Source organism: Micromonospora phytophila, from assembly GCF_023656545.1.
Lineage (GTDB): Bacteria > Actinomycetota > Actinomycetes > Mycobacteriales > Micromonosporaceae > Micromonospora > Micromonospora phytophila.
The window spans coordinates 1-11,637 of record NZ_JAMOKF010000168.1; the positions used below are offsets into that span (position 1 = coordinate 1).

Genomic DNA, 11,637 nt, shown 5'->3' on the forward strand with positions numbered 1-11,637 from the left:
GCGGCCCCGCCCGGTCCGGTCTGCAGCCCCGCCCGGTCCGGTCTGCGGCCCGGCGCGGCCCGGTCTGCGGCCCGGTTTGCGGCCCGTCCGTCGGGGCGGGTGGACGGCGGCGGGGTCGGGCGCTCGACGGAACTAGTAGACTTGCCAGGTCTGTCCGCCAATTGATGATCAAGGCAGGAAATGGCCTCCACCAACGACCTCAAAAACGGCCTGGTACTCAACCTCGACGGGGAGCTCTGGGCTGTCGTCGAGTTCCAGCACGTCAAGCCCGGTAAGGGTGGTGCGTTCGTGCGTACCACGCTGAAGAACGTGCTGTCCGGCAAGGTGGTCGACAAGACCTTCAACGCGGGCACCAAGGTCGAGACCGCGACCGTGGACAAGCGCACCATGCAGTACCTCTACGCCGACGGCGAGGACTACGTCTTCATGGATCTGGAGACCTTCGACCAGATCACCGTCCCGGGTGGCACCGTCGGCGAGGCGGCCAACTACCTGCTGCCCGAGGCCGAGGCGACCGTGGCCACCCACGAGGGTGTCCCGCTCTACATCGAGCTGCCCACCAGCGTCGTGCTGGAGGTCACCTACACCGAGCCGGGTCTGCAGGGCGACCGGTCGACCGGCGGCAACAAGCCGGCCACCGTCGAGACCGGCGCGACCGTGCCGGTGCCGCTCTTCATCACCACCGGCGAGAAGATCAAGGTCGACACCCGCGACGGCCGTTACCTCGGCCGCGCCTGATGGGCGAGGGTCCCAAGCAGCAGATGCCGGCGCGCCGCAAGGCGCGCAAGCGGGCGCTGGACGTGCTCTTCGAGGCCGACCTGCGGGACCGCCCGCCGGTCGAGGTGCTCGCCGGCTACATCGAGCGGATCGAGAAGCCGCGCCCCGAGCACCTGGGATACGCGGTCAGCCTGGTCGAGGGTGTCGCCGATCACCTGGGCCGGATCGACGAGCTGATCGCCAGCTACGCCGAGGGCTGGACGCTGGACCGGATGCCGGCGGTCGACCGGAACCTGGCCCGGATCGCGGTCTACGAGCTGCTCTACGTCGACGAGATCGACGACGCGGTGGCGATCAGCGAGGCGGTGGAGCTGGCCCGGCAGATGTCGACCGACGACTCGCCGCGCTTCCTCAACGGCATCCTCGGCCGGATCGCCGAGTACGCCACCCGCTGAGGCGGCACGCGAACCCGGTGGTCGGAAGCGACCCGAACGACGCGAAAGGGCCCGTGCCGTACGGCACGGGCCCTTTCGCGTGGTCAGCGATCAGGAGGCGAAGAACGCCCGCGGGTCGGCGACCAGCACACCGTGCTCGGTGAGCCGCTCGATCAGGCCCGACGGCGAGGCGTCGTAGACGATCGCGAGGGCGCGCAGGTCGTCGGCGCGGATGGAGAGCACCCGGCCGTTGTAGTCGCCGCGCTGCTGCTGGATGGCGCGGGCGTACCGGGCGACGTACGCGAGGTCCTCGGAGGCCTCGTCGTAGAGCCGCTCCAGGTCCAGGACGATCTTGCTGGTGGGCTCGTGGCGGACCCCGCTGCCGTCGGGCAGCAGTTCCGAGACGGGAACGCGGTAGAAGTCGGCCAGCTCGGCCAGGCGGGACACCGTCACGGCCCGGTCGCCGCGCTCGTACGAGCCGACCACCACCGCCTTCCACCGCCCGTTCGACTTCTCCTCCACGCCCTGCAGGGACAAGCCCTGCTGCTGGCGGATGGAGCGCAGGCGGGCGCCCAGAGACTTGGCGTATTCAGAGGGCATTCGGACACTCCCAGTGCTGCTCGGGGATCTCCCGTCGATCGCTACGGAGCGTGACGGTACGGGGATTGCGACACCTGGTCAAGTGGTCGTGACCTTACCGTTGGGGAGCACCGGGGGAGTTATCCCCATTTCGCCACGCTGACCAGGGGGTCAGTGGCCGGCGACGGTCCGTGCCGTGACCACTGGTAACGTGGCGTGAAGCCCCGGTCCGGGCCGCCCGCGGCCCGACACCGGATTCCGACGTCCTTTAACGACCCGTCCCGTGAGGCGGGGAAGGAGGTCCGCCGTGGCCTACCCATCGGCTGCCCGATCGTCGCCCGCGCGGCAACCCTCGGTGAAGGTGATCCTCGCCAGCGCCGACGTCCAGCGCGTGGTCGACCGCATCGCCCACCAGATCCTGGAGAAGACCCAGGGCGCCGAGGACACCGTCCTGCTCGGCATCCCCACCCGGGGCGCCCCGCTCGCGAAGCGGCTCGCCGCCCGGATCAGCACCTTCGAGGACGTGGCCGTACCGGTCGGCGTGCTCGACATCACCCTCTACCGCGACGACCTGCGCCGGCACGCCACCCGCGCGGTCGGGCCGACCCAGCTGCCACCCGGCGGCATCGACGGCAAGCGGGTCATCCTCGTCGACGACGTGCTCTTCTCCGGCCGCACGGTGCGGGCCGCCCTGGACGCGCTCAACGACGTCGGGCGTCCGGCCTCGGTCCAGCTCGCCGTCCTGGTCGACCGCGGCCACCGGGAGCTGCCGATCCGCGCCGACTACGTCGGCAAGAACATCCCGACCTCGCTGGTCGAGAGCGTGAAGGTGACGCTCGCCGAGACCGACGGCGCCGACGAGGTCAAGCTCTTCGGGGGGACGAACCAGTGATGAGGCACCTGCTCTCCGGCGCCGACCTGGACGCCGCCACCGCCACCGAGATCCTGGACACCGCCGCCGAGATGGCCACCGTCGCCGGTCGCGAGGTCAAGAAGCTGCCCGCGCTGCGCGGCCGGACCGTCGTGAACCTCTTCTACGAGGACTCCACCCGGACCCGGATCTCCTTCGAGGCGGCGGCGAAGCGGCTCAGCGCCGACGTGATCAACTTCTCGGCCAAGGGCTCCAGCGTCGCCAAGGGCGAGAGCCTGAAGGACACCGCGCTGACCCTCCAGGCGATGGGCGCCGACGCGGTAGTCGTCCGGCACCCCGCCTCCGGCGCTCCGCACCGGCTCGCCGACTGGGTCGACGGCTCGGTGGTCAACGCCGGGGACGGCACCCACGAGCACCCCACGCAGGCGCTGCTCGACGCGTACACGATGCGCTCCCGGCTGGGCCGGCTGGCCGGCCTGTCGGTCGCGGTGGTCGGGGACGTGCTGCACAGCCGGGTGGCCCGCTCCAACGTGCTGCTGCTCTCCACCCTCGGCGCGAAGGTGACCCTGGTCGGGCCGCCGACGCTGATCCCGGTCGACATCGCCTCGGCGCTGGCCCCGGGCACCGACGTCTCCTACGACCTCGACTCGGTGCTGCCGCACTCGGACGTGGTGATGATGCTGCGGGTGCAGCGCGAGCGGATGAACGACTCCTACTTCCCCTCCGCCCGCGAGTACGCCCGCCGCTACGGCCTGGACGGCCCGCGCATGCGCCGGCTGCCCGAGCACGCGATCGTCATGCACCCCGGCCCGATGAACCGGGGCATGGAGATCACGCCAGAGGTCGCCGACTCGCCCCGCTCCACCATCGTCGAACAGGTCGCCAACGGGGTCTCCGTGCGGATGGCCGTCCTCTACCTGCTGCTCGGAGGGAACAACCGGTGACCGCGTACCTGATCAAGAGCGTGAGCGTCGTCGGCGCCGCGCCGACCGACCTGCTGATCCGCGACGGCGTCGTCGCCGAGACCGGTGCCGGGCTGACCGCGCCGGACGCCACCGTGATCGACGGGACGGGGCTGGTCGCCCTGCCCGGCCTGGTCGACCTGCACACCCACCTGCGCGAGCCCGGCCGGGAGGACGCCGAGACCGTCGAGTCCGGCTCCCGGGCGGCGGCGCTCGGCGGGTACACCGCCGTCTGCGCGATGGCCAACACCTCCCCGGTCGCCGACACCGCCGGTGTGGTCGAGCAGGTCTGGCGGCTCGGCCGGGAGGCCGGGCTGGTCGACGTGCAGCCGATCGGCGCGGTCACCGTCGGCCTGGCCGGCGAGCGCCTGGCGGAGCTGGGCGCGATGGCCGACTCCGCCGCCCGGGTGCGGATCTTCTCCGACGACGGGCACTGCGTGGCCGACCCGAAGCTGATGCGCCGGGCCCTGGAGTACGTCAAGGCGTTCGACGGCATCATCGCCCAGCACGCCGAGGAGCCCCGGCTCACCGAGGGCGCGCAGATGCACGAGGGCGAGGTCTCCACCCGGCTCGGGCTCACCGGCTGGCCGGCGGTCGCCGAGGAGGCGATCATCGCCCGGGACGTGCTGCTCGCCGAGCACGTCGGCAGCCGGCTGCACGTCTGCCACGTCTCCACCGCCGGCAGCGTCGAGGTGCTGCGCCAGGCCAAGGCCCGGGGGGTGAAGGTCACCGCCGAGGTGACCCCGCACCACCTGCTGCTGACCGACGAGCGGGCCGAGACGTACGATCCGGTCTTCAAGGTCAACCCGCCGCTGCGCACCGCGACCGACATCGCCGCGCTGCGGGCCGCGCTGGTCGAGGGCGTCGTCGACATCGTCGCCACCGACCACGCCCCGCACGCCGTGGAGGACAAGGAGTGCGAGTGGGCGTACGCCCGGCCGGGGATGCTCGGTCTGGAGACGGCGCTCTCCATCGCCCTCGACGTGCTCGGCCCCGACTGGGACCTGATCGCCGAGCGGATGTCGCGCACCCCGGCCCGGATCGCCGGCCTGGAGGGGCACGGTCTCGACCCGGCTCCCGGCGTGCCGGCCAACCTGACCCTGGTCGACCCGGCCGCGCGGCGCACCATCGAGCCGGCGGAGCTGGCCAGCCGCAGCCGCAACACCCCGTACGCCCGCATGACGCTGCCGGGTCGCATCGTGGCGACCTTTTTGCGCGGCGAGCCGACGGTCCTGGACGGAAAGGCAGTGCGATGACCAAGCGTAGGCCCGCGATCCTCGTCCTGGAGGACGGGCGCACGTTCCACGGCGAGGCGTACGGCAGCATCGGGGAGACCTTCGGCGAGGCCGTCTTCAACACCGGGATGACCGGCTACCAGGAGACGTTGACCGACCCCTCCTACCACCGCCAGGTGGTCGTGCAGACCGCGCCGCACATCGGCAACACCGGCGTCAACGGCGAGGACGACGAGTCCGGCCGGATCTGGGTCGCCGGCTACGTGGTGCGCGACCCGGCCCGGATCGGCTCCAACTGGCGGGCCACCGGCGGGCTGGAGGACCGGCTCGCCGCCGAGGGTGTGGTCGGCATCGCCGGCGTCGACACCCGGGCGCTGACCCGGCACCTGCGCGAGCGCGGCGCGATGCGGGTCGGCGTCTCCAGCGTCGAGGACGACCCGCGCGCCCTGCTGGCCCGGGTGCGGCAGTCCCCGGAGATGGTCGGTGCGGACCTCTCCGCCGAGGTGACCACCGAGAAGCCGTACGTCGTCGAGGCGATCGGCGAGCACCGCTTCACCGTCGCCGCCCTCGACCTGGGCATCAAGCGCAACGTGCCGCGCCGGCTCGCCGCACGTGGGGTCACCACCCACGTGCTGCCCGCCTCGTCGAGCATCGACGACCTGCTCGCCACCGGCGCGGACGCGGTCTTCCTCTCGCCCGGCCCCGGCGACCCGGCCACCGCGGACGTGCCGGTGGCGCTGGCCCGCGAGGTGCTCACCCGCAAGGTGCCGCTCTTCGGCATCTGCTTCGGCAGCCAGATCCTCGGCCGGGCGCTCGGCTTCGGCACCTACAAGCTGGGCTACGGCCACCGGGGCATCAACCAGCCGGTGCTCGACCGGGCCACCGGCAAGGTCGAGGTGACCAGCCACAACCACGGTTTCGCGGTCGCCTGGCCGGGCCGCGAACTGGAGCAGAGCGCGGTGCAGTTCTCGGGCCGCAGGCCCGATGCCGTCGTTCCGGACCAGGTGATCGACACCGAGTTCGGCGGTGTCGAGGTCAGCCACGTGTGCCTCAATGACAACGTGGTCGAGGGGCTGCGGGCCAGGGACGTGCCCGCCTTCACCGTCCAGTACCACCCGGAGGCGGCGGCCGGCCCGCACGACGCGGACTACCTCTTCGACCGCTTCGCCGAGCTCATCGAAGGCCGGACCCAGAGCGAGGGGCGCGCGAATGCCTAAGCGGACCGATCTCAAGCACATCCTGGTGATCGGCTCGGGGCCGATTGTGATCGGGCAGGCCTGCGAGTTCGACTACTCCGGTACCCAGGCCTGCCGGGTGCTGCGCAGCGAGGGGATCCGGGTCAGCCTGGTCAACTCCAACCCGGCGACGATCATGACCGACCCGGAGTTCGCCGACGCCACCTACATCGAGCCGATCACGCCGGAGTTCGTCGAGCTGGTGATCGCCAAGGAGCGCCCCGACGCGGTGCTGCCCACCCTGGGCGGGCAGACCGCGCTGAACACCGCGGTCGCGCTGCACGAGGCCGGCGTGCTGGAGAAGTACGGCGTGGAGCTGATCGGCGCCAACATCGACGCGATCCGTCGCGGCGAGGACCGGCAGCTGTTCAAGGACATCGTCGCCAAGGCCGGCGTACGCCTGGGTCTGGACGACCCGACGGGCCTGGTGCCCCGGTCGCGGGTCTGCCACTCGATGGTGGAGGTCGAGGCCACCGTGGCCGAGCTGGGCCTGCCGGTGGTGATCCGGCCGTCGTTCACCATGGGCGGTCTCGGCTCCGGCATGGCGCACACCGCCGAGGAGCTGGCCCGCATCGCCGGCGACGGCCTGTCCGCCAGCCCGGTGCACGAGGTGCTCATCGAGGAGAGCGTGCTCGGCTGGAAGGAGTACGAGCTCGAACTGATGCGCGACCGCCACGACAACGTGGTGGTGGTCTGCTCGATCGAGAACGTCGACCCGATGGGCGTGCACACCGGCGACAGCGTCACCGTCGCCCCGGCGATGACGCTCACCGACCGGGAGTACCAGCGCCTGCGCGACCTGGGCATCGCGGTGCTGCGCGAGGTCGGGGTGGACACCGGCGGCTGCAACATCCAGTTCGCGGTCAACCCGGCCGACGGCCGGATCGTCGTGATCGAGATGAACCCCCGGGTGTCCCGTTCCTCGGCGCTGGCGTCGAAGGCGACCGGCTTCCCGATCGCGAAGATCGCCGCCAAGCTGGCCATCGGCTACACGCTGGACGAGATCCCGAACGACATCACCCTGAAGACCCCGGCGGCGTTCGAGCCCACGCTGGACTACGTGGTGGTGAAGATCCCCCGCTTCGCGTTCGAGAAGTTCCCCGGCGCGGACCCGGAGCTGACCACGACGATGAAGTCCGTCGGCGAGGCGATGAGCATGGGCCGCAACTTCACCGAGGCGCTGAACAAGGCGATGCGCTCGATGGAAACCAAAGCGGTCGGCTTCTGGAGTGTGCCGGATCCGCAGGGGGCGACCAGGGAGAACACCCTGGCCGCGCTGGGGATGCCGCACGACGGCCGGCTCTACACGGTCGAGCGGGCGCTGCGGCTGGGCGCGTCGATCGCCGAGGTGGCCGCCGCGTCGGGCGGGATCGACCCGTGGTTCCTGGACCAGATCGCCGCGCTGGTCGAGCTGCGCGCCGAGATCGTGGCCGCGCCGGTGCTCGACGCCGAGCTGCTGCGCCGGGCGAAGCGGGCCGGCCTGTCCGACCGGCAGCTGGCCGCGCTCCGTCCGGAGCTGGCCGCCGAGGACGGCGTACGCACGCTGCGGCACCGCCTCGACGTCCGGCCGGTCTACAAGACCGTGGACACCTGCGCCGCCGAGTTCGAGGCGACGACGCCCTACCACTACTCCACCTACGACTCCGAGACGGAGGTCGTCGGGTCGGACCGGCCGAAGGTGCTGATCCTCGGCTCCGGGCCGAACCGCATCGGGCAGGGCATCGAGTTCGACTACTCCTGCGTGCACGCGGTGATGGCGCTGCGCGAGGTCGGCTTCGAGACCGTCATGGTCAACTGCAACCCGGAGACCGTCTCCACCGACTACGACACCGCCGACCGGCTCTACTTCGAGCCGCTCACCTTCGAGGACGTCCTAGAGGTCTGGCACGCGGAGGACTCCTCCGGCCGGGCGGCCGGCGGCCCGGGCGTGGTCGGGGTGGTGGTGCAGCTCGGCGGGCAGACCCCGCTGGGGCTGGCCCAGCGGCTCAAGGACGCCGGCGTGCCGGTGGTCGGCACCTCCCCGGAGTCGATCCACCTGGCCGAGGAGCGGGGCGCGTTCGGGGCGGTGCTGGCCCGGGCCGGGCTGCGCGCCCCGGCGCACGGCATGGCCACCTCGTACGACGAGGCGAAGGCGATCGCCGACGAGATCGGCTACCCGGTGCTGGTGCGCCCGTCGTACGTGCTGGGCGGGCGGGGGATGGAGATCGTCTACGACGACCCGACGCTGCGCGACTACATCGGCCGGGCCACCGACATCTCCCCGAACCACCCGGTGCTGGTGGACCGCTTCCTCGACGACGCCATCGAGATCGACGTGGACGCGCTCTGCGACGCCGACGGCGAGGTCTACCTCGGCGGGGTGATGGAGCACATCGAGGAGGCCGGCATCCACTCCGGCGACTCGTCCTGCGCGCTGCCGCCGATCACCCTGGCCGGCTCGCACGTGGCGCAGGTCCGCCGCTACACCGAGGCGATCGCCAAGGGCGTCGGCGTGCGCGGCCTGCTCAACGTGCAGTACGCGCTGAAGGACGACGTGCTCTACGTGCTGGAGGCCAACCCCCGCGCCTCGCGTACGGTGCCGTTCGTCTCCAAGGCCACGGCGGTGCCGCTGGCGAAGGCGGCGGCCCGGATCGCGCTGGGCGCGACCATCGCCGAGCTGCGCGCCGAGGGGCTGCTCCCGGCGACCGGGGACGGCGGCTCGCTGCCGGCCGACGCCCCGATCGCGGTGAAGGAGGCGGTGCTGCCGTTCAAGCGGTTCCGCACCCGCTCCGGCAAGGGCATCGACTCGCTGCTCGGCCCGGAGATGAAGTCCACCGGCGAGGTGATGGGCATCGACACCAACTTCGGGCACGCCTTCGCCAAGTCGCAGTCGGCCGCGTACGGTTCGCTGCCGACCGGTGGGAAGATCTTCGTCTCGGTGGCCAACCGGGACAAGCGCGGCATGATCTTCCCGATCAAGCGCCTGGCCGACCTGGGCTTCGAGATCGTCGCCACCACCGGCACCGCGGAGGTGCTGCGCCGGCACGGCATCGCCTGCGAGCAGATCCGCAAGCACTACGAGGCCGGCGAGGGCGAGGACGCGGTGTCGTTGATCCTCGGCGGTGACGTCGCGCTGGTGGTCAACACCCCGCAGGGCTCCGGGGCCAGCGCCCGCTCCGACGGCTACGAGATCCGCAGCGCGGCGGTGACGGCGGACATCCCCTGCATCACCACGGTGCCGGGCGCGGCGGCGGCGGTGATGGGCATCGAGGCGCGCATCCGCGGCGACATGCAGGTCCGGCCGCTCCAGGAGCTCCACGCCGCCCTGCGGGCCAAGCAGTGATCTTCGAGCGGGCGCTCCGGCCGGCGCTGTTCCGGATCGGTGGGGGCGACGCGGAGGCGGCGCACGAGTGGACGTTGCACCGGCTGGCGGGGCTCTCCCGCCGGCCGGCGGCCCTCGCGGCGCTGCGCTCCCGGTACGCCGTGCGCGCGCCGCGGACGGTCTTCGGCGTCGACTTCCCCAACCCGGTCGGGCTGGCCGCCGGGATGGACAAGGACGGCGCGGCGTTGCCGGCCTGGCCGGCGCTGGGCTTCGGCTTCGTCGAGGTCGGCACGGTGACCGCGCACCCGCAGCCGGGCAACCCCCGGCCCCGGCTGTTCCGGCTGCGCGACAGCGAGGCCGTGGTGAACCGGATGGGCTTCAACAACGCCGGCGCCGAGGCCCTCGCGGCCCGACTGGCGGCGCTGCCCGGCCCGATCGGGGCGCCGCTGGGCATCTCGCTGGGCAAGTCGAAGGTGACCCCGCTGGACGAGGCGGTGGAGGACTACCGGGCCTCCTACCGGGCGTTGCGGGAGCACGGCGACTATTTCGCGGTCAACGTCTCCTCGCCGAACACCCCGGGCCTACGCGCGTTGCAGGACCGGTCCCACCTGGACGCGCTGCTGGCGGCGCTGGTGGGGGAGAAGCCGGTGCTGGTCAAGATCGCCCCCGACCTCACCGAGGCGGCGATCGCCGAGCTGCTGGAGGTCTGCCTGGCCCGCGGCGCGGCCGGGGTGATCGCCACCAACACCACTCTGGCCCGCGACGGCCTCGCCCCGGCCGACCGGGCGCGCGGCGCGGAGACCGGTGGGCTCTCCGGCCGACCGCTGGCCGCCCGGGCCCGGGAGGTGGTCTCCTTCGTGCACCGCGAGACCGGCGGCCGGCTGCCGATCATCGGCGTCGGCGGCATCCTCGACCCGGACGACGCCGCCCGGATGTTCGACGCCGGCGCCGCCCTCGTCCAGCTCTACACCGGCTTCATCTACCGCGGCCCGGCCCTGGTCCGCGCCGCCGCCCGGGCGACGGCCGCCGCGCCGGAGCCGGCCGTCGGCCGGTGACCGCGCCGGCCGACGTCGTACCCCACGAGGCCCGAAAAGGAGCGCCCGTGACGCCCGAGGAGATCCTGGCCGCCGACCGCGCCCACGTGTGGCACCCGTACTCGGCGCTGCCCCCGGCGAGCCCGCCGTACGTGGTGCGGAGCGCGGCGGGGGTGCGGCTGCGCCTGGCCGACGGCCGGGAGCTGGTCGACGGGATGTCGTCCTGGTGGGCGGCGATCCACGGCTACCGGCACCCGGTCCTCGACGCGGCCGTCACCGACCAGCTCGGCCGGATGAGCCACGTGATGTTCGGCGGGCTGACCCACGAACCGGCGGTCCGCCTGGCGAACACCCTGGTCGAGCTCGCCCCGGACGGCCTGGAGCACGTCTTCCTCTGCGACTCGGGCTCGGTCGGCGTCGAGGTGGCGATCAAGATGTGCCTGCAGTACCAGCGGGCCACCGGCCGCCCGGAGCGCCGCCGGCTGGGCACCTGGCGGGGCGGCTACCACGGCGACACGTTCCACCCGATGAGCGTCTGCGACCCGGAGGGGGGCATGCACCACCTCTGGGGCGACGTGCTGCCCCGGCAGGTCTTCGTCCCGGTTCCGCCGGGTGGCTTCGACACCGCGCCCGACCCCTCCTACGAGGCGGCGCTGGTGGAGGCGGTCGAGCGGCACGCCGACGAGCTGGCCGCCGTGATCGTGGAGCCGGTGGTCCAGGGCGCCGGCGGGATGCGCTTCCACCACCCGCACTACCTGCGGGTGCTGCGCGAGGTGACCCGGGCGCACGGGGTGCTGCTGATCTTCGACGAGATCGCCACCGGCTTCGGCCGGACCGGCACGATGTTCGCCGCCGAGCACGCCGGGGTGGTGCCGGACGTGCTCTGCGTCGGCAAGGCGCTCACCGGCGGGTACCTGACGCTGGCTGCCACGCTCTGCACGCCGGAGATCGCCCGGGGGATCTCCGCCGACGGGGTGCTGGCGCACGGCCCGACGTTCATGGGCAACCCGTTGGCCTGCGCGGTCGCCAACGCCTCGCTCGGTCTGCTGCGGGCCGGGGACTGGGCCGGGCAGGTGTCCAGGGTGCAGGCGGGCCTGCGGGCCGGCCTGGAGCCGCTGCGCGGGACGCCCGGGGTGACCGACGTGCGGGTGCTGGGCGCCATCGGCGTGGTCCAGCTGGACCACGAGGTGGACCTTCCCGCCGCCACCGCCGCCGCGGTCGGTCAGGGCGTCTGGCTGCGGCCGTTCCGCGACCTGGTCTACACCATGC

Annotated in this window: 10 protein-coding genes; 9 read left to right on the forward strand and 1 reads right to left on the reverse strand. The window is 72.6% G+C overall.

Going from position 1 to position 11,637, the window contains the following annotated elements; genetic code table 11:
• The first annotated feature begins 180 nt into the window (after positions 1-180).
• Positions 181-738 carry an elongation factor P gene (efp, locus tag NCC78_RS19255; RefSeq protein ID WP_088962732.1) on the forward strand — a complete coding sequence of 186 codons (558 nt, stop codon included), beginning with the start codon at positions 181-183 and terminating at the stop codon, positions 736-738.
• Between the two features lie 23 nt (positions 739-761).
• Positions 762-1,172, forward strand: a complete 411-nt coding sequence (gene nusB / locus NCC78_RS19260; RefSeq protein ID WP_250796071.1) for a transcription antitermination factor NusB — start codon at positions 762-764, stop codon at positions 1,170-1,172.
• A gap of 90 nt (positions 1,173-1,262) precedes the next feature.
• Here nusB and bldD read toward each other — a convergent pair whose 3' ends face one another.
• Positions 1,263-1,751, reverse strand: a complete 489-nt coding sequence (bldD, locus tag NCC78_RS19265) for a transcriptional regulator BldD (protein WP_013285505.1) — start codon at positions 1,749-1,751, stop codon at positions 1,263-1,265.
• Between the two features lie 286 nt (positions 1,752-2,037).
• On the opposite strand from bldD, the gene pyrR reads away from it, so the two are divergent.
• The 7 genes from pyrR to NCC78_RS19300 form a co-directional block, all read left to right on the forward strand.
• Entirely contained in the window at positions 2,038-2,622 is a 585-nt protein-coding gene (gene pyrR / locus NCC78_RS19270; RefSeq protein WP_250796063.1) for a bifunctional pyr operon transcriptional regulator/uracil phosphoribosyltransferase PyrR, read from the forward strand.
• Positions 2,619-3,545, forward strand: a complete 927-nt coding sequence (locus tag NCC78_RS19275) for an aspartate carbamoyltransferase catalytic subunit (protein WP_250796064.1) — start codon at positions 2,619-2,621, stop codon at positions 3,543-3,545. Before pyrR ends, NCC78_RS19275 begins: the two co-directional genes overlap by 4 nt.
• Positions 3,542-4,819, forward strand: a complete 1,278-nt coding sequence (locus NCC78_RS19280) for a dihydroorotase (RefSeq protein WP_250796066.1) — start codon at positions 3,542-3,544, stop codon at positions 4,817-4,819. The genes NCC78_RS19275 and NCC78_RS19280 overlap by 4 nt, the downstream gene beginning before the upstream one ends.
• Entirely contained in the window at positions 4,816-6,015 is a 1,200-nt protein-coding gene (gene carA, locus NCC78_RS19285; protein ID WP_250796067.1) for a glutamine-hydrolyzing carbamoyl-phosphate synthase small subunit, read from the forward strand. The genes NCC78_RS19280 and carA overlap by 4 nt, the downstream gene beginning before the upstream one ends.
• Positions 6,008-9,355 (forward strand): carbamoyl-phosphate synthase large subunit, encoded by a 3,348-nt coding sequence (gene carB, locus NCC78_RS19290; protein ID WP_250796068.1) that lies wholly within the window; start codon positions 6,008-6,010, stop codon positions 9,353-9,355. Before carA ends, carB begins: the two co-directional genes overlap by 8 nt.
• A complete protein-coding gene (locus NCC78_RS19295) occupies positions 9,352-10,389 on the forward strand; it encodes a quinone-dependent dihydroorotate dehydrogenase (RefSeq protein WP_250796069.1) in 1,038 nt (345 codons plus the stop codon). The genes carB and NCC78_RS19295 overlap by 4 nt, the downstream gene beginning before the upstream one ends.
• A gap of 47 nt (positions 10,390-10,436) precedes the next feature.
• On the forward strand, positions 10,437-11,637 hold a 1,201-nt coding region (locus NCC78_RS19300), incomplete at its 3' end, for an adenosylmethionine--8-amino-7-oxononanoate transaminase (RefSeq protein ID WP_250796070.1).